The 18,631-nt window shown below is 63.9% G+C and carries 17 protein-coding genes; 9 read left to right on the forward strand and 8 right to left on the reverse strand.

From position 1 onward, the window contains the following. The 7 genes from Q1A53_RS01095 to Q1A53_RS01125 all read left to right on the forward strand — a co-directional run bounded on the left by Q1A53_RS01095 (position 1) and on the right by Q1A53_RS01125 (position 8,294). Complete coding sequence (locus Q1A53_RS01095) at positions 1-984, forward strand: 2-dehydropantoate 2-reductase (protein ID WP_299962115.1); 984 nt, start codon at positions 1-3, stop codon at positions 982-984. A gap of 88 nt (positions 985-1,072) precedes the next feature. Further along, on the forward strand, positions 1,073-1,741 hold the full coding sequence (locus tag Q1A53_RS01100) for an ABC transporter ATP-binding protein (RefSeq protein ID WP_299962117.1): 669 nt from the start codon (positions 1,073-1,075) through the stop codon (positions 1,739-1,741). Next, on the forward strand, positions 1,741-4,128 hold the full coding sequence (locus tag Q1A53_RS01105) for an ABC transporter permease (RefSeq protein ID WP_299963028.1): 2,388 nt from the start codon (positions 1,741-1,743) through the stop codon (positions 4,126-4,128). Before Q1A53_RS01100 ends, Q1A53_RS01105 begins: the two co-directional genes overlap by 1 nt. 181 nt (positions 4,129-4,309) lie before the next feature. Beyond that, positions 4,310-5,338: a lipocalin-like domain-containing protein gene (locus Q1A53_RS01110; protein ID WP_299963030.1), complete on the forward strand. Its 1,029-nt coding sequence runs from the start codon at positions 4,310-4,312 to the stop codon at positions 5,336-5,338. A gap of 57 nt (positions 5,339-5,395) precedes the next feature. Further along, positions 5,396-6,547 carry an acyl-CoA dehydrogenase family protein gene (locus Q1A53_RS01115; protein WP_299962119.1) on the forward strand — a complete coding sequence of 384 codons (1,152 nt, stop codon included), beginning with the start codon at positions 5,396-5,398 and terminating at the stop codon, positions 6,545-6,547. A 110-nt stretch (positions 6,548-6,657) separates the two neighbouring features. Continuing rightward, entirely contained in the window at positions 6,658-7,770 is a 1,113-nt protein-coding gene (gene cheB, locus Q1A53_RS01120) for a chemotaxis-specific protein-glutamate methyltransferase CheB (protein ID WP_299962121.1), read from the forward strand. Between the two features lie 2 nt (positions 7,771-7,772). Continuing rightward, a complete protein-coding gene (locus Q1A53_RS01125; RefSeq protein ID WP_299962123.1) occupies positions 7,773-8,294 on the forward strand; it encodes a chemotaxis protein CheD in 522 nt (173 codons plus the stop codon). A 1,039-nt stretch (positions 8,295-9,333) separates the two neighbouring features. Here the strand turns inward: Q1A53_RS01125 and Q1A53_RS01130 are convergent. Continuing rightward, entirely contained in the window at positions 9,334-10,029 is a 696-nt protein-coding gene (locus Q1A53_RS01130; RefSeq protein ID WP_299962125.1) for a fumarylacetoacetate hydrolase family protein, read from the reverse strand. 104 nt (positions 10,030-10,133) lie between these two features. After that, the gene (infC, locus tag Q1A53_RS01135) at positions 10,134-10,679 is read right to left on the reverse strand and encodes a translation initiation factor IF-3 (RefSeq protein WP_366872310.1); all 546 of its coding nucleotides are present in this window, start codon (positions 10,677-10,679) and stop codon (positions 10,134-10,136) included. Positions 10,680-10,867: 188 nt separating this feature from the next. On the opposite strand from infC, the gene Q1A53_RS01140 reads away from it, so the two are divergent. Then, complete coding sequence (locus Q1A53_RS01140) at positions 10,868-11,740, forward strand: translation initiation factor 3 (protein WP_299962129.1); 873 nt, start codon at positions 10,868-10,870, stop codon at positions 11,738-11,740. A gap of 98 nt (positions 11,741-11,838) precedes the next feature. On the opposite strand, the gene Q1A53_RS01145 is transcribed toward Q1A53_RS01140, so the two are convergent. The 5 genes from Q1A53_RS01145 to cysG form a co-directional block, all read right to left on the reverse strand. Further along, on the reverse strand, positions 11,839-12,687 hold the full coding sequence (locus Q1A53_RS01145; protein ID WP_299962131.1) for a ferredoxin--NADP reductase: 849 nt from the start codon (positions 12,685-12,687) through the stop codon (positions 11,839-11,841). 75 nt (positions 12,688-12,762) lie between these two features. Beyond that, entirely contained in the window at positions 12,763-13,182 is a 420-nt protein-coding gene (locus tag Q1A53_RS01150) for a DUF934 domain-containing protein (RefSeq protein WP_299962132.1), read from the reverse strand. 186 nt (positions 13,183-13,368) lie between these two features. Continuing rightward, entirely contained in the window at positions 13,369-15,033 is a 1,665-nt protein-coding gene (locus Q1A53_RS01155; RefSeq protein ID WP_299962134.1) for a nitrite/sulfite reductase, read from the reverse strand. Continuing rightward, positions 15,026-15,331 (reverse strand): DUF2849 domain-containing protein, encoded by a 306-nt coding sequence (locus Q1A53_RS01160; protein ID WP_299962136.1) that lies wholly within the window; start codon positions 15,329-15,331, stop codon positions 15,026-15,028. Before Q1A53_RS01160 ends, Q1A53_RS01155 begins: the two co-directional genes overlap by 8 nt. A 1-nt stretch (position 15,332) precedes the next feature. Further along, the gene (cysG, locus tag Q1A53_RS01165; RefSeq protein WP_299962137.1) at positions 15,333-16,766 is read right to left on the reverse strand and encodes a siroheme synthase CysG; all 1,434 of its coding nucleotides are present in this window, start codon (positions 16,764-16,766) and stop codon (positions 15,333-15,335) included. Positions 16,767-16,907: 141 nt separating this feature from the next. Between cysG and Q1A53_RS01170 the strand changes: the two genes are divergently transcribed. After that, positions 16,908-17,369: an Lrp/AsnC family transcriptional regulator gene (locus tag Q1A53_RS01170; protein WP_299962139.1), complete on the forward strand. Its 462-nt coding sequence runs from the start codon at positions 16,908-16,910 to the stop codon at positions 17,367-17,369. 67 nt (positions 17,370-17,436) lie between these two features. On the opposite strand, the gene Q1A53_RS01175 is transcribed toward Q1A53_RS01170, so the two are convergent. Beyond that, the gene (locus tag Q1A53_RS01175; RefSeq protein WP_299962141.1) at positions 17,437-18,624 is read right to left on the reverse strand and encodes a cytochrome P450; all 1,188 of its coding nucleotides are present in this window, start codon (positions 18,622-18,624) and stop codon (positions 17,437-17,439) included. Positions 18,625-18,631: the final 7 nt, after the last annotated feature.

An 18,631-nucleotide genomic window follows, 5' to 3' on the forward strand; every position in this document is an offset into this window, starting at 1 on the left:
ATGAAGATCTGTATTTTCGGCGCTGGCGCCATCGGTGGATATATGGGCGTCAAGCTGGCACAGGCGGGTGCGGATGTCAGCCTCGTGGCGCGCGGCCCGCATCTGGCAGCGATGAAGGACAAGGGGCTGACCCTGATCGAGGAGGACGCAGACCCGGTGACGGTGCCCGTGACCGCAAGCGATGACCCGGCGGATCTGGGACCCCAGGACTATGTGATCGTCACGCTCAAGGCGCATTCGGTGCCGCCGGTGGTGCCCAAGATGCAGCCTCTGATGGGGGACAACACCACGATCGTCAGCGGTGTGAACGGGGTACCCTGGTGGTATTTTCACAAGACGGGCGGCGATCTGGAGGGCACGCGGCTGGAAACCGTCGATCCCGGGAATGCGCAATGGGAGGGCTTTGGCCCCGACCGGGTGCTGGGCTGTGTGGTCTACCCGGCAGCGGAGGTGTCCGAGCCCGGGACGATCCGCCATATCGAGGGCAACCGGTTCAGCCTGGGCGAGCCCGACGGGTCCAAATCGGAGCGCGCGGTGGCGCTCTCCAAGGCGTTGATGGCCGCGGGGCTCAAGGCGCCGGTGCGGCCGCGCTTGCGCGATGAGATCTGGATCAAGCTTTGGGGCAATCTGAGCTTCAACCCCATCTCGGCCCTGACCCATGCGACGCTCGATGTGCTGTGCACTGACCCGGGCACGCGGGCCGTGGCGCGCGGCATGATGGTGGAGGCGCAGACGGTGGCCGAGAAACTGGGCGTCAAATTCCCCATCGACGTGGATCGCCGGATTGAAGGCGGGGCCGCCGTGGGTGCGCATCGCACCTCCATGTTGCAGGATCTGGACGCTGGCAGACCGATGGAGATCGACGCGCTGGTGGGCTCCGTGCAGGAACTGGGGCGGATCACGCAGACACCGACGCCGACCATCGACACGGTGCTGGCGCTGATCCAGTTGCGCGGCAGATCAGCCGGGCTCTACGGCGGCTAGCGCGGCCTGACGCCGCAGCGCTCATTCCGCCTTGCGCTGCGGCGATGGCGCGCCATCTATCCAAGGACCTGCAACGGATAGGCGCGCAATGGTTCTGAAGATCACCAATCTGGCAAAGGTCTACACGCCGGGCGGCGCGCCTGTGCTGAGGGATGTCTCGCTGCAGATGGCGGCGGCGGAGACCCTTGCGCTGACGGGCGAATCCGGTAGCGGCAAGAGCACGCTGTTGCACCTGATAGCGGGGCTTGATGCGGCGTCTTCGGGGAGTATCGAGGTCGCCGGCGCGGAGATCACCGGCTATTCGGATGCGCAATCGGCGGCGATGCGGCGGCGCGACGTGGGCCTGATTTTTCAGCAGTTCAACCTGATCCCCAGCCTCAGCGTCGCGCGCAACATCGCCTTGCACGCGCGTCTGGCAGGGCGCGAGGATGCCGATTGGGCCGCGCATCTGGCAGAGGTCATCGGCCTCGCGCCGCATCTCGCGAAATACCCTGAAGCGCTCTCGGGCGGGCAGCAGCAACGCGTGGCCATCGCCCGGGCGCTGGCGGCACGGCCCCGGCTGTTGCTGGCGGACGAGCCCACGGGGAACCTTGATGAAAGCACGGCGGACGCGGTGCTGGATCTGATGCTGACTGCTGCCTCGCAGGCGGGCACGGCGATCCTGATGGTGACGCATTCGGCCCGGCAGGCGGCCAAGATGCAGCGGCAGTTGCACCTGTCGCACGGGATGATTGCCCGCCCGGAGGCTGCCGCATGATGGGTGCCGGGCTGCGCGCGTTGCTGTCGCATTGGCGTCGCAACCCGTGGCAATGCGTGACGCTGGTGGCGGGGCTGGCGCTGGCCACCGCGCTGTGGTCGGGGGTGCAGGCGATCAACGCCGAAGCCCGGGCGAGCTATGATCAGGCCGCGGACGTGGTCACCGGCGCGGGTCTGGGCCAGTTGACGCGGGCCGATGGCGCGGATCTGAGCGTCGCTGAATACGTCGCCCTGCGCCGGTTGGGTTGGCAGGTCAGCCCCGTGCTGGAGGGTCGGTTGACGCGCGACAGCGGGGATCTGCGCCTTCTCGGGATCGAACCGCTGACCCTGCCTGCGCAGACGGTGGAGGCTGCGGGCGCGGGCGGGCTCTTTGATGACGAGGAACAGGAGGGGCTCGTCGGTGGCGGTGACGTGGTGGTGGCCAACCCCGAGGACGCGGCGCTGCTCGAAGGTCTGAACGTGACGGTGCGCACGGATGCGGCGCGCGCGCCGGGCACGGTGCTGGCTGATATCGCCACCGCTGCGCGGCTGCTGGACGCACAGGACCGGATCACCCGGCTGCTGGTGGCGGAGGCCCAGCCGAAAGGCATCGGATCGCTGCCCGACGCCTACCGGATTGCCACACCCGCGCCGCAGACCGATGTGGCGCGGTTGACGGCGAGCTTTCATCTCAACCTCACGGCCTTTGGTCTTTTGTCCTTCGCGGTCGGCATCTTTATCGTCTACGGCGCGGTCGGTCTCGCCTTTGAGCAGCGCCGGGCGATGTTCCGGACGCTGCGGGCTCTGGGTATGCCGTTGAATCGCCTGTTGGTGCTGCTGGCGCTGGAGCTGGGGAGCTTTGCGCTGCTGGCGGGGGCGCTCGGTGTGGGGCTGGGGTATGTGATTGCCGCGGCACTGCTGCCGGATGTGGCGGCGACCCTGCGCGGGCTCTACGGCGCGCAGATCACCGGGCAGCTGCAGCTGCGTCCGGTGTGGTGGCTGTCGGGGCTGGGCATGGCGCTGGCGGGCACCGCGGTGGCCGGGACGGCCGCGCTGATCAAACTGGCGCGGATGCCGCTTTTGTCCTTCAACCACCCGCGCGCCATGCGGATGCAGGCGGACCGGGCCGCCCGCTGGATGGCGCTGGCGGCTGCGGGCCTTTTCGCCGTAGGGGCGGCGCTGGCGCTGCTGGGGCAGGGGCTGCTCGCGGGGTTCGCGCTGCTTGCCTGCCTGCTGATCGGGGCCGCGTTTTGTCTGCCGCTGGTGCTCTCGGCGATCCTGCGGCTGGCGGGGCGGGGTGCACGCGGGCCGCTGACGGAGTGGTTCTGGGCCGACAGCCGCCAGCAACTGCCGGGTCTGTCGATGGCGCTGATGGCACTCCTGCTCGCCATGGCGGCGAATATCGGCGTGTCCACCATGGTGTCGAGCTTCCGGCTGACCTTTACCGGCTATCTCGATCAGCGGCTCTCCTCGGAGCTCTATCTGAGGGCTGCCACGGCACAGCAAGCAGCAGAGGTGACGGCGTTTCTTGACGACCGGGGCGTGACCGTCCTGCCAATCGTCTCGCAGGATCTGCGCATCGGCGGCTTGCCAGCGGAGGTCTTCGGGATCCGGGATCACGCTACCTACCGCGAGAACTGGCCGCTGCTGGAGGCGGTACCGGGCGTGTGGGATCAGCTTGCCGCGGGCGACGGTGCGCTGATCAACGAGCAGCTTGCCCGCCGGGGTGGGCTGGCGCCCGGCGACAGGCTGGAGACCGGTGAGAGGGTGCTGGGCGTCTACGGCGATTACGGCAACCCCGCGGGACAGGTGATTATCGCGCTTGCGGTCTTCGAGGCGCGGTATCCGGGTATCGAGCCCCGACAGTTCGGGTTGAGAACGGAGGATCCCGGGGCGGTGGCCGAGGCGCTGCGGGAGCGGTTCTCGCTCGATGGCGACGCGCTCATCAATCAGGCGGACCTCAAGGCGTTCTCGCTCTCGGTCTTCGAGCGCACCTTTGCGGTGACCACGGCGCTCAATGTGCTGACGCTGTCGGTGGCGGGGTTGGCGCTGCTGATCGGGTTGCTGACGCTGGCGAGCCTGCGGCTGCCGCAGCTCGCACCGGTCTGGGCCCTTGGGCTGACGCGGCGGCATCTGGCGGTGCTGGAGCTTTTGCGCGCGTTGGCGCTGGCGGTGTTAACGGCGGTGCTGGCGGTGCCGCTGGGTCTGGCGCTGGCATGGGTCCTGCTGGCGGTGGTGAATGTGGAAGCCTTCGGCTGGCGGCTGCCCATGTTCCTCTTTCCGCTGGACTACCTGCGGCTTGGGGTGCTGACGCTGCTGGCGGCGTTTCTCGCGGCGCTCTGGCCCGCGGTGCGGCTGGCGCGGACGCCGCCCGACCGGCTTTTGAGGGTGTTTAGCAATGAGCGTTAGAACGCGAGAGCGCTTGAGATGCAGTTGGCGTGCCTGGCGGCAACGCCGGGCAGCCCCCGCCCGCCCCGTTTTGCCGAAGACAAACCTTGGGTTAGATGGGCCGGGGCTTCTCCCCCACCCGCGGTCGGGGGATGCCCTTTCTGTTTTGTGGCACCGGTTCAAATTTCTGCTGTCGCGCGTGATCTCGGTACTATTTTTGGCAGTTGTGGGCTCTCCGGTCGCCGCGCAAAGCTTCGCAGGCCTTGGCAGCGATGCAGAGGGGTTTGCGCAGCCGGAGCGCGGCTACGTCTTCGATTTCCCTGCCGATCATGGCGCACACCCGCAGTACCGCATTGAATGGTGGTACCTCACGGCCAATCTGCAAGCTGAGGACGGCACCCCCTACGGTCTCCAGTGGACGCTCTTTCGCAGCGCCATGGCGCCCGAAGAACGCCCCGGCTGGGAGAGCCCGCAGCTGTGGCTCGGCCACGCGGCGGTGACGACCCAAGACGCGCATTTCGTGGCAGAGCGGCGGGCGCGGGGCGGCATCGGGCAGGCTGGGGTGATTGCGGACCCTTTTGAGGCATGGATCGACGACTGGCAGATGGCGGGCGCGGATATGCAGCAGATGCGCATGACCGCCAGTGGCGATGATTTCTCCTATGACATGCAGCTGATCGCTACTGGCCCGCTGATTTTTCACGGTGAGGCGGGCTACTCCCAGAAGTCCGCCTCCGGTCGGGCGAGCTATTACTATTCTTTGCCGTTCTTCGAGATCACGGGCACGCTCAGCCTGCCGCAAGGGGATATCGAGGTCAGTGGCAACGCGTGGCTTGACCGGGAGTGGGCATCGCAACCCTTGGGTGCCTCGCAGGTCAGCTGGGATTGGTTTTCGATGGCATTCGAGGATGGCAATCGGCTCATGGGCTTTACGCTGAGGGACAGCGCCGGGCCCGACTACACCGCCGCCACATGGATCACTGCGGAGGGCGAAACCACGGCCTTTGCCGACGGTGCCTTTACTGCCGAGCCGCTGACCCAAAGCGATGTGGCGGGCCGCAGCGTGCCCACCCGCTGGCGGGCCTACCTGCCTGAGAAAGGCGTGGACGTCACCGTCGAGGCGATCAATCCGCAGGCCTGGATGGCGACGTCGATCCCCTATTGGGAAGGACCCGTCACCATCACCGGCAGTCACGCGGGCCGCGGCTATTTGGAGATGACGGGTTACTGACCGGCCTTGCAGGTGCCGCGGAGGGTGCTATCCAAGACCCAAAGGGAGGAAAGCGCCATGGATTTTGCACTCAGCGAGGAGCAGCAGGCCATCTTTGAGATGGCCCACGCCTTTGGGCAGGAGCATATCGCCCCTTTCGCGCGCGACTGGGAGGTTCAGGGTACCATTCCCAGGGATCTGTGGCCCAAGGTGGCGGAGCTGGGGCTGGCAGGCATCTACGTAGGTGAGGCGCACGGCGGCTCGGGGCTGAGCCGTCTGGATGCCACGCTGGTCTTTGAGGCGCTGTCCATGGCCTGCCCGTCCGTGGCGTCCTTTTTGTCGATCCACAATATGTGCGGCGGGATGATCGACAGCTTTGGCTCTGATGCCTTGCGCGACAGATGGTTGCCACGCATCTGCACGATGGAGACGGTATTCTCCTACTGCCTGACGGAGCCGGGATCGGGCTCGGACGCCGCCGCCTTGCGGACCCGGGCCGCGCGCAGCAACGCAGGCTATGTGCTGAACGGCACCAAGGCCTTTATCTCAGGCGGCGGCTATTCTGATGCCTATATCGCCATGGTCCGCACCGGTGAGGAGGGGCCCAAGGGCATCTCCGCCATGGTGGTCGAGGACGGCAGCGTGGGGCTGTCCTTTGGCGGGCTGGAGGACAAGATGGGCTGGCGCGCGCAGCCCACCGCGCAGGTGCAATTCGATGACTGCGCCGTGCCCGGTGAGAACCTGATCGGCGAGGAAGGCCGCGGGTTCAGCTACGCCATGGCCGGGCTCGACGGTGGTCGGCTCAACATCGCGGCCTCTGCCTTGGGTGGCGCTCAGGCGGCGCTGGAGGCAGCACTGGCCTATGCGGGTGAGCGCCGGGCGTTCGGCAAATCCATCGACCAGTTTCAGTCACTGCAGTTCAAGCTGGCGGATATGGAGATCCGGCTGCAGGCGGCGCGCGTCTTTTTGCGACAGGCGGCCTGGAAGCTGGATGCCTGCGCGCCCGATGCCACCAAATACTGTGCCATGGCAAAGGTTTACGTCACCGATGTTGCCTTTGCCGTGGCCAATGACGCGCTGCAGATCCACGGTGGCTACGGCTATCTGGCGGACTACGGCGTGGAAAAGATCGTGCGGGATCTGCGGGTGCACCAGATCCTCGAAGGCACCAACGAGATCATGCGGGTCATCGTCTCGCGCCAGATGATCGCCGAGCAGGCGGCCCGTTGATCCGGGAAATTCCCGCCCATTAAGTCTCGCTTCATATTTCCTTGCCATACGAAGAGCGAAGGCAGGCGGATCCGGGGAGGGTCTGCCACAGGATGGCATAGGATGGTAGGGTGACAGGCATCAACTCAGCCGCTGCGAAAAAAGTACTCATTGTTGACGATTCCCGGGTGATGCGTGCCTGGCTCAGGTCGGTTCTGTCGGCAGATCCACGGCTGGAGGTGGTAGGCGAGGCCGCTGACGCGGTCGAAGCGCGCGACTTCATCAAACGTGCGCCGGCGGATGTTGTGACCCTGGACATCGAGATGCCGGGGATGAGCGGCCTGGAATTCCTGACGCGGCTGATGCGCGCCCGTCCGATGCCGGTGGTGATGATGTCCAGCCTGACGGCAGAGGGCAGTGAAGCCGCCATTCAGGCACTGTCGCGCGGTGCCATCGACTGCATGGTCAAACCGACCGATGGCTATAATGAGGATGTGACGCACGATATCTGCGAACGGGTCTATCATGCGGCCTGCACACGGCCGTCCCAATTGCAGATGCGCGCGCAGTCCTGCCCGAACACGCCGCCGCCCGCACCGACCGCTACCGCCCCGACCACTCGTGCCGTCTATCGCCGCGGCGCCATCATCCTGATCGGCGCGTCCACCGGTGGTGTGGCCGCGCTTGAAACGGTCCTGCCGACGCTGGATCCGCAGGGCCCACCGGTGATGGTCGTTCAGCATATGCCGGGTAATTTCCTCACCAGTTTTGCGGAGCGGCTCAACCGGCAACTGGCCCAGAATGTCTATCTGGCCGAAGAGGGCAAACCGCTCGAGCAAGGCGATATCGTGCTGGCGCCGGGCAACGGGCGGCATACAGAGCTGCGCTATCGCGGCGGACAGTGGTTCTGTCAGTTCGTGCCCAATGATCCTCCGGCGCTGCACTGTCCGTCGGTCGACGTGATGTTTCTGTCCGCTGTCGCTCAGGCGAAACAGATCTCCGCTGCTTTGTTGACCGGTCTGGGGCGGGATGGTGCCGACGGTCTTCTGAAGCTGTCCGAAGGTGGCGCGGCAACCTTCGGCCAGAATGAGGATACCTGCGTGGTCTACGGGATGCCGCGCGCTGCCAAAGCGCTCGGCGCCGTGCAAAAGGAGATGTCGGTTGACCGGATCGGTGCCGCCATCCGCGACAGTCGCGTCAGCAGCACGACGCGGGCCGGTGCCGCCCAGGCTGCGGAGCGCTAGGGATGAGCGATCAGCGGGTATTGATCACCCAAGGACAACAGGCGGTGGGCTCCGATCCGGACATGGTCATTTCGACGCTGCTGGGATCGTGCGTGTCGTGTTGTCTATGGGATCCGGACGCGGGTGTAGGCGGTATGAACCATATGTTGTTGACCTCCGGTAGCGACGCAAGCGGTGTGGCAAATTTCGCCGGTGTCAACGCGATGGAGCTGTTGATCAACGAAATCCTCAAGCAGGGTGGCCAGCGTAACCGATTGCGGGCAAAGGCATTCGGTGGCGCGCGCATGGTCGCGGGGCTGAGTGAGATCGGCAAGCAAAACAGCGCCTTCATTCTGAAGTTTCTCGAACAGGAGGGCATCGTCTGCGAGGGCCACTCGCTGGGCGGTGAAACAGCGCGTCAGTTGAGGTTCTGGCCCGCGACGGGGCGCGTTATGCAAAAGGTCCGCAGCGAGAGCGTGGTCGAAGAGAAGGTGGCCGACGTCAAAGCACCAACAACCAAGGGCAACGACCTCGAGCTTTTTTAGCCTTGGGGCCTGCTGTCATGGCCTGGCTGATGCCGGACGGGGATCCAATGGACACGGGGAAGGATCCGCAGCCCCGAGCCAAGAGAAGGGGAGCGCTGATGGCGTTTCCCAACGCTCTAAGTGTACAATCGCGGCATGCGGTGATTTGGGACAGATCGCCTTCCGCTGATAAGGCGCTGTCTGAGGCCGACTGCCGTTGATCTGACCAGGTCCAGCGATAGGGCGGCTTTCCCTGGGATGTTTTGCGTCGTGACTGCCGTCCGATCACCCTGGTAGCTGCCCTGATACGGGCGGTTGACCACTGTTTTCGTGCCAAAATGCTTGCCAGCAACAAGGCGGCAAAAGAAGAGTTTTTCCGTTCGCCAGTGGGGATCTTGTCTCCGCCGGCCCGGTGTTTCGATTGGTCAGTCGGAATCCGCTACAGGACTGCCTGCCGGTGCCAATGCCGTCTCGTCGACGGCATCGTTGGCCAACGCGTTGCTGCCGGATCTTCAGATGTCCTTGCCCGGTGCCCTGTCGGGATAATGCGATCAACCGCATGTGCCAGAGATGACAATCGGGGGATCGTTTACGCGAAAAGGCGCGCCACCGTGGCAAGTGAGGTTGGTCCGCCTGTCCGGACTGACAACGGCGTTGATCTGTGGACATCAGCTTCAGCATGCACACCTTGGATCCTAAAACGTTTGCGTCTTCGTCCGGGATTGGCAATGTGGAACTGAGCGTTTATCACGCTCGGCTCCTGATGCAGACTTACAGTGTCGTTTCGACGTCCGTAGGGACACCGCCGTACATAATCGGACAAAAAACCGAGCCTTTTCATCGCGGGCGCACGCGCATCTACCCTAAGAGCCCCGCGCAGGTATCTGGTCGATGAAGCCCGGACATGAGTTTGCGCAGAAAAAGCCAGGTCAGTTGCAGGACACCGTGGATGTCGCATCCTTTCCGCCGGAGCAGGTCCGCCATAGATGTCTGCCGCATGCCCGAACGCCCGGCCCACGAAGACCGATTGCGCACCCTAACTGCACCGGTCGATGTGGCGTCAGGTAACCGTGATCTGCAAATCGCCAACACCTTCCACATGCGCGTGCAGCCTGTCGCCGCGCACCACTGGCCCGACACCTGCGGGCGTCCCGGTCAGGATCACATCACCGGGTTGCAGGGTAAACAAGCCCGACAGGATCGAGATGACCTCCGATGTCTTCCAAAGCATCTGGTTGAGGTCTCCGGACTGGCGCATATCATCGTTGACCTTGAGCCATATCTCGCCCGCACTGGGGTGGCCGATCTGCGTGCTGGGGACCAGCGGCCCGGCAGGTGCGGACATCTCAAAGGCCTTGCCGACCTCCCACGGTCGTCCCATCTGTTTCATCTGACCTTGCAGGTCGCGCCGAGTCATATCGAGCGCGACACCGTAGCCGAAGACACACTCGAATGCATTCTCGACGGCAATGTCATCGCCACCGGTCTGCAGTGCGACCAGCAATTCCACCTCGTGATGCACATCTTTGCTGGCTTTGGGATAGGGGAAATGCGTGGCGTCAGCGATCAGGTTGTCCGGATTTTTCTGAAAGAAAAAGGGCGGCTCCTGATCAGGATCGTGGCCCATCTCCACCGCGTGGGCAGCGTAATTCCGACCGACGCAATACACCCGGCGGACCGGAAACCGGGCATCCGTCCCGTCAACGGACAAGGTGCTGAGCGACGGCGGGGGACACACGAACGGTGTACCGGACATTGAAGTCATTTTTTGATTTCTCTTCTGTCAGGCGACGTCGGATCTGGACCTGCTGTGACCGGCAAAGCGCAGAGCCAGAACCGGTCACATCGCATGAAGCGCGCTTATTTCGGCAGCGGCCCAATCAGCATGACCATCTGACGACCTTCCATCTTGGGAAAGTTCTCGACCCGGCCGGCTTCTTTCGTGTCAGCCGCCACCCGCTCCAGCAGTTCGCGCCCGAGGTTCTGGTGCGCCATCTCGCGTCCTCTGAACCGCAGCGTAACTTTCACCTTGTCGCCATTCTCAAGGAACTTGAACACATTGCGCATCTTGACATCGTAGTCGTTGGTGTCGGTGTTCGGGCGGAACTTGACCTCCTTGATCTCGATGATCTTCTGCTTCTTGCGCGCTTCGCTCTCGCGTTTCTGCTGCTCGTATTTGAATTTGCCGAAATCCATGATCTTGCACACCGGCGGATTGGCGTTGGGCGAGATTTCGACCAGATCGAGCCCTGCATCATCTGCCATGGCCATGGCGCGATCGGGCGTCACGACGCCCACATTTTCGCCGTCGGCGCCAATCAGGCGAATTTCAGAGCTTCGGATCTTGTCGTTCACGCGTGGGCCAGTATCTCTTTGTGGCGGTGCGTTGTGAGGTCTGCGAGCGATGGTGATCTTCCTTAATTTGTTGATAATCTCGATTGGCAAAAGTAACGTCAGAGCGGTATCACTTCAAGCCGCAAAATGGGCCGGAGCAGGGCAATCCAATTGGTTTTTTCCCGCAACCGTTGTATCTATTGAAAAAAGATGTGACATCGGCGGCGCAGGTAACCGATTGAATTGAAAGAGGGTGTAGCATGAAAAATCTGATCTGGATTGTCCTGGCCTTGGTCATCGTTGGCGGGGGGTATCTATTGTTTTCCGGTCGGCAACCGGCGGAGGTCGTGCAGGATGTCGTTGACGCCGTTGATCAGAGCGGGGCACCGGAGGCAGCGGAAGCAGCTGCGGAGGCAACGACGGAAGCGGCCAGCGATGCCGCCGAGGTGGTTGGTGATGTCGTTGAAGAAGTCGTCGATACTGCCGGACAGGTTGCGGAAGATGCGGCGGCTCTCGCCGAGGAAACGGTCGACGATGTGGCGGAAGGTGCCGCCGCGCTCGGGGCTGCGGCGACGGATGCCGCCAGCGATGCAACCGAGGCAGCGGGCGAGATGCTGGACGATGCGGCGGACGCGGTTGCAGACACGGTAGAGGCTGCCGGTGATCTGGCCGGTGACGCGGTGGACAGCGTTCAGGACGGGGCCGCCAATCTGGTCGAGGATGCCGATGATACGGCGGCGGAGGTAACGGGTGCGGTGACCGATGAGGCGCCCGCCGCTGAAACGTCCGAAGCTGATGCCACGTCGGCGACAAGCGAAGCACCCGCGGCCGACAGTGCTGACAGCGCCGCGGAGGCAACCGTTGACACTGATCCGACGGCGGAGACGCCGGTTACGGAAGATACAACAGCCGAGGTTGCTGCGGCGGAAGACGGCGCGGTGACGGAGCAGACGCCCGAGGCGCTCACGGTTGAAGGGTTCGATCTGAGCAGGGTCCAGGAAATGATCGAGAACTCCGATCTTGGTGAGACCCAGAAAACGCTGCTGGCAACAGCGGTGCAGCAGGCTCAGGATAATCCGGCCTTGCTGGAAGCCGCGCTGACCCGCTTGCGCGATGCACTCGGTACGCCCTGACTGTGGAGTGCCCGCGCGTTCGTCGCGCGGGCATCATCACCGGATATGATTGCGGAAACCCCGTCTATCACGTCGATATTGAAAGACACTCTTGGGCGTTATCCAACGAACGCCTTCTCTACCACGTAGTGTTTAGGATCGGAGTTCGCCCCTTCTTCCAGACCGAAGCCTTCCAAAATTCTCTTGAGATCCGTGTTGAGCCCCATTGATCCGCAGACCATCGCGCGGTCGGTCTCTGGCGAGATGTGGTCTATGCCGAGGTCCGCAAAGACCGTCCCATCCTCAAGCAATGTGGTGATGCGGCCCATCTTGGGGCTCTCTTCGCGGGTGGTCGTGGGGTAATAGGTGAGCTTTGCGAGGTTCTCTTCGCCCAGCAGTTCGAGCATCATCTCATCCCCGCGCAAATCGTCGATCAACTGGCGACCGTAGGCCAGTTCGGCCACATCGCGGCAGGTATGGGTGACGATGATCTGATCGTAATCCTCGTAGGTCTGAGGATCGCGCAGCAGGGAGGCGAAGGGGGCAAAGCCGGTACCTGTGGCAAAGAACCAAAGCCGCTTGCCGGGCAGCAGCGCGTCATGCACCAGCGTGCCAACAGGTTTGGGCCGCAGGATGATTTCGTCCCCGGGCTGAATATGTTGAAGTTTCGAGGTGAGCGGGCCGTCCTGTACCTTGATGGAATAGAACTCAAGTTCCTCGTCCCAAGAGGGGGAGGCGATGGAATAGGCGCGCAGCAGCGGCTTTTGCCGACCGGTCTTGGGATCAGGGTCGCCCATCAGCCCGATCATCACGAATTCGCCGGAGCGAAAGCGCAAGGAGGCCGGTCGCGTGACCCGGAAGGAGAACAGACGGTCAGTCCAGTGCTGAACGGCGGTCACGGTCTGTGCATCGGGCAGAGTAGGGACTTTGACAGCGGAGGCTTCGGTCACGGGTAGGTGCTCGGTCATGATGGTGTCGCAGAGGGGGTCTGCGCCTTCTGGGCCAGAGTTAAAAGGAGCGGTAGGGCAAAGACAAGAGGAGTGTCAGGCTTTGGCAGGTTTATGTGTACGCAAACGAGTTTGATAATCGTTTTCGCGCCAGTTCGCACGAAAGCGCCACTGATCTTCGGGCTGACGGGCGGCGAGTTCCTTTGAGATCTCGACCTCGTCGAACCCGCTCCGCCGGGCCATGGCGTATTGATCGGCGAGCACGTGACCCCGCGCGCGCAGCCGACCTGTGAAGCCGCGCAATCGAAGCTGGCGGGCGATGGTGAAGCCGCGACCGTCTGCGGACGAGGGGAAATCGACACGGATCAATTGCAGGCCATCGCACAGGGGAATGGTCGCGGGATCCGCGTCGGACGGCACATCAAGGGCGGTGGCGTCATTGGCAACGCCCAGGGTAACGATCGGCTCGGCCCAGTTATCGGGTGCGAAGCCTGTGTCGGTGACCAGAATGCTCATTGAAAACCTCCGAGGTGGGGGCGGTGATAGGCGAGAGGTGTGCTGCGGATGATGGCGGCGGAGCCGGGCGAACGCCGCGCGCGCGGCGTTGACTGCTTGACGCGACGTGCGGTACTTGACGTGCCGGCCCTTTGGCTGACGGGCCGTCCGGGGGGAGTTTTCCTGGCAAGATGACGGGGGAGGCTGTCAGGCAGCATTGGCGCGGGCTTCCGGGTAAAGGGCAGCCTTGAAGGGCTCGAGCCCGAGGCGGCGATAGGTTTGCAGGAAGGTTTCCGCAGGCTCGGAACGCAACTCAAGATAGGCGCGGACAAGGCGTTCGATGGCGGGGATGATGTCCTCGGCAGAGAAACCGGGCCCTGCACGGGTGCCGATGGCGGCGTCCTCGGTGCTGTCGCCGCCCAGGGTGATCTGGTAGTTCTCCACCCCCGCGCGGTCGAGCCCGAGAATGCCGATATGGCCGACGTGGTGGTGACCGCAGGCGTTGATGCAGCCCGATATCTTGATTTTGAGCGGGCCTATATCGTGCTCGAGCTTCAATTCTTCGAAGCGGGTTGCGATCTCCTGCGCGATCGGGATCGAGCGGGCCGTGGCCAGCGCGCAATAATCCATGCCAGGGCACGCGATGATGTCGGAGATCAGCCCCACGTTGGCTGTGCCCAGACCCGCCGCTGCGAGAGCTGAGTAGACGGACGGCAGGTCGCTTTTGTGCACATGGGGCAGGATCACGTTCTGTTCGTGGCTGATGCGCAGCTCGTCATGGCCGTATCGTTTCGCGAGATCGGCCATCAGGCGCATCTGCGCGGATGTGGCATCACCGGGCGTCGCACCATGAGCCTTGAGACTGACGGTAACAATGGCGTAGCCCGCCGCGCGGTGCTCGGTCAGGTTGGTATCAGCCCAGCTGCGGAAGGCGGGATAGTGACGCCGCGCGTCCTCAAACGCGGTGACCGGCGCGTCGCGAAAGACAGGTGGGGCAAACTCGGCCTCAATCGCGCTCAGCATCTGCTGATCGACGCCCGTGAACTGGGGCCGGATCAGGGCAAAGCGCTCTTCCACCCGGGCTCGGAAGTCATCGAGCCCGTTTTCGTGAACGGTGATCTTGATCCGGGCCTTGTACTTGTTGTCGCGTCTTCCCAATAGGTTATAGACGCTGACGATGGCTTCCAGATAGGGCAGCAGGTCGGCGCGGGGCAGGAACTCGCGGATGACCTTGCCGATCATCGGGGTGCGGCCCAGACCGCCGCCAACGATGACTTCGAAACCTGCTTCACCGTCACGAGTCACCATGCGCAACCCGATGTCATGCGCGCGGGTGACGGCGCGGTCGTTGGGGCTGCCGGTGACGGCAACCTTGAACTTGCGCGGCAGGAACTGGAATTCCGGATGGTCGGTGGACCACTGCCGGATGAGCTCGGCCACGGGGCGCGGGTCGGCGATCTCATCCGCCGCGGCGCCAGCGAAATGGTCGGCGGTGACGTTGCGGATGGTGTTGCCGGAGGTCTGGATGGCGTGCATGTCCACCTCGGCCAGCGCATCGAGCATATCGGGCACGTCGCGCAGCTTGGGCCAGTTGTACTGGATGTTCTGGCGGGTGGTGAAATGGCCGTAGCCCTTGTCCCACTTGTCCGCGATGTCCGCGAGCTTGTGCATCTGGCGGCTGTTGAGCGTGCCATAAGGGATCGCGACGCGCAGCATGTAGGCGTGCAGCTGAAGGTAGAGACCGTTCATCAGGCGCAGGGGTTTGAACTCATCTTCGGTCAGCGACCCGTCGATGCGGCGTTCGACCTGGGCGCGGAATTGGGCGTTGCGTTCCTTCAGGAAGGCGGCATCGAAGTCGGTATAGCTATACATTGCGCGCAACCTCTTGTTTTCCATGGATGTAATTGGAGGGGCCGCGGGCGCGAAAGGCTTCGCGGAAGTGGGCCGGCTGTGGGCTCTCGGTCGAGAGATCCACGTCCATCAGGTAGGCGCCGACCACATGACCGGTTTGCTGGGCCGCCTCGATCAGGCGCAGATCGGCGTCGGCCTCATCGGTGAGCACTTCGGCCTCGGCCAGATCACCGGTCCAGCCGGTGGCGGTCTGGTAGATCACGTCACCTTCCAACAGGGCGTTGGCGGTCACGACTTTGGGAGTGAAAACACGGGCCATGTCAGCGGGCCTCCTGTAGGGATTCAGCGTGTCGGTACAACGTCGGTATTACATCGGTATTACGTCGGTGCGCGGCGTCGGTGGCCGCGCGGGGGGCGAGACCGAGGATCGTGAGCGCAGGGCCCGACATTTCCGCCGCAGAGAGGGCGGCGGGCAGCGCGTCGAGGGTCGTGGCGAGGATGCGCTCATTGGGGCGCGAGGCGTTCTCCACCACGGTGACAGGCGTTTGACGATCCGCACCGTGCATGATCAGACGGCCCTGGATAAAGCGGGCTGATCTCTTGCCCATGTAGATGGCGGCGACTTCGCCCGGGCGCGCAAGGGCCGCCCAGTCGTGATCTGCAAAACCTTTCATGTCATGGCCGGTCAGCAGCCGGGCGGAGGCGTTGCGGCCGCGGCGTGTCAGACTCTGACCAATGCCTGCGACAGCGGCGGAGGCGGCGGTGATCCCGGGTACGATGCTCCAGTCAATGGCGTGGGTGTCGAGCGCCTCGATCTCCTCGTCGAGGCGGCCGAAAACGGTGGCGTCGCCGGATTTGAGACGGACCACCTGGGCACCGTTCTTTGCGTGCTGAACGATCAGATCGTTGATGGTTTCCTGCGCGGTGGCAGGGCCGTAGGCCTCCTTGCCGACGTCGATCATGACCGCTTCGCGGCGGGCAAGTTCCAGAATGGGCTGGCTGATGAGCCGGTCGTAGATGACCACATCCGCTTCATCCAGCAGGCGGCGCGCCTTCAGGGTCAAAAGATCGGGATCGCCCGGACCGCCGCCGACAAAATGCACATGGCCCGGGCGGGCCTGGCGGGAAAGATGCTCGGTGAGCAGGGTGTCCAGCGCGCCTTTAACGGCGGCCTCGCCGCCTTTGATCGCAGCCGGGCCCGCCGAGAAGTAATAATCGCGCCAGAAATCGCGGCGCGCGCGGCCAAAGGGCAGCGCTTCGGCTGCTTTGCGGAACGCCTTGCCGATGCGGGCGAGGGGGCCGAGGGTTGCGGGCAGGCGCGCTTCCAGATCGGCCTTGATCGCGCGGGCGAGCACGGGGGCGGCACCTTCGGTTCCGATGGCGACGGTCACGGGATCGCGGTCCACGATGGCGGGGGTAATGAACTGGCTGTCCTCAAGATTGTCGACCACATTGACGAGCGCGCCGTCGGCATGGGCGAGGGCGGCGGTGCGGGCGTCTTCGGCGTCATCCTCATCTGCGGCGTAGAAAAGAGCGGCACAGAGCGCATCACCGGGGGCCATGGCGCGGCGGATCAGGGTGAGCTTGCCCGCCTCCGCATAGGCGGTGATCTGAGGCGCGGGATCAGCGCTGAAGACGGTGATATGGGCCGTGGTCTTGAGCAGCAGGCGCAGTTTAGCAAGGGCAGCCTCGCCCCCACCGGAGAGCACGACACGGCGGCCTGCCAGGTGCAGAAAGATCGGGAAGTGGTCCATGGTGTCAACGCCTTTGCAAATTCCTGAAGGTAATATAGGAAATAGTTCTGTATATTGACCAGTATTGAGCATTGAAAAGGACGTTCGTTCTGATTTAACTGGAGGATAGAACAGATACCCCTGTGATGAGGCAGAGACAGAATGAGCGTTCGCATTGACGAGACTGACCGGAAAATTCTTGGTGCGCTGCAGCGGGATGCAAGCCAGTCGCTGGAGGAAATTGCCGCCGAAGTGGGCTCTTCCAAGACGCCGGTGTGGAACCGGATCCGCAAATTGCGGGAGGCGGGGGTGATCGGTCAGCAGACGGTGGTGCTGGATGCGGATGCGCTCGGGTTCGAGGCGTGTTTCTTTGTGCTGATCCGCACCTCAGAGCATGAGGCGGAGTGGCAGGCGGCGTTTCTGAAGGCATTGCAGGACCGGGCGGAGGTGCAGGAGGCGCATCGTCTGGCTGGAGATATCGACTATATCCTGAAGGTACGCGTGGCGAATGCGCGCGCCTATGATGCCTTCTATCAGGCGCTGATCGCGGAGGTGCGGGTGCACAACGTCACGGCGCTGCTTTCCATGGAAGAGATCAAATCCACCACCATGCTGCCACTCTAGGGGCTTGATCCGAAGGTGCGGCTGGCGCCGCATGCCTATGCTGGGTGCTGGCTGGTCCGTGAGCCAATCATGCCCGCGTTTGCACCATCAGCGCGGTCAGGCCGTGGAAGTGGTAGGTGTCCGCGTAGACGGGCGGCGCCGTGATCGTCAGATCCGGTGCGCGGGCAAAGAGGGCCTGCAGGCCCATTTGCAGCTCCAGCCGGGCGAGCGGTGCACCGACGCAGAAGTGCAGCCCTGCACCGAAGGCAGCGTGGCTTGGTGCGGGACGGAACGGGTCGAAACGGTCGGGATTTGCTGTGCGGGCGGGATCGCGGCCAGCGGATCCGAGCATCAGCGCCACTTCGGCCCCTTTGGGCAGCCTGTGCGGACCGATCTGCACCTCTTCGTAGGCGGTGCGGGTGAACATGTGCAGCGGCGGGTCAAAGCGGAGGATTTCCTCGACCGTGCCTGCGATGGCCTCAGGCGTCAGGGCGCGGGCGGGATCGGGCAGGGTGGTGAGGGCCTTCACCGCATTGCCGAGCGTATGGACCGTGGCCTCGTGCCCCGCGTTGAGCAGCAGCACGCAGGTGGCGATCATCTCCGCGCGGGTGAGTTTTTCGCCCTCGGCTTCTGCGGCGATCAGATGGGTGATCAGATCATCCTGCGGGTCGCGGCGCTTGGCTTCGATGTGATCGCTGAGATAGGCGGTGAAAGCGGCGGCGGCGGCGTCCGCGGCCTCCTCCGTCGCGCGGGTGCGGCCCGCCTGATACATAGCGACCATGGTGTTGGACCAGTTCAGAAGCTGCGGCCACATGCTCTCCGGGACACCGAGGAGCCGGGCGATGACCCGGACGGGCAGGGCGGTGCAGAAGGCGGGGATCAGATCGAAAGGGCCGGTCGGCAGATCCGACAGCAGCTCGGCGCAGATCTCTTCGATATCCGGGGTCAGGGATTTGATCCTGCGCGAGGTGAAGGCGCGCAGAATGAGCCCGCGCAGGCGGGTGTGGCTGGGCGGTTCCAGTTCGAGCAGCGAATGGCGTTCGAGGGCGGCGAAATTCGTCAGATGCGGTTCCGGGGGGCTGCGCTGGTCATCGAGGGTGGCGCGGCCCAGTCTGCGGTCGCGCAGAAGAGCATCGACCGTTGCCGCGTCGAACACGGCGACCATGCCGTAGTCGTCCCAGTATTGCACCGGATCCTCGGCCAGCACATCTGCATAGAGCGCGTAGGGTTCCTGCACGAAGGCAGGATCCAGCGGGGACTGGTGCAGCGTCTTCATCGCCGGT

This window comes from uncultured Roseobacter sp., assembly GCF_947496515.1.
GTDB lineage: Bacteria > Pseudomonadota > Alphaproteobacteria > Rhodobacterales > Rhodobacteraceae > Roseobacter.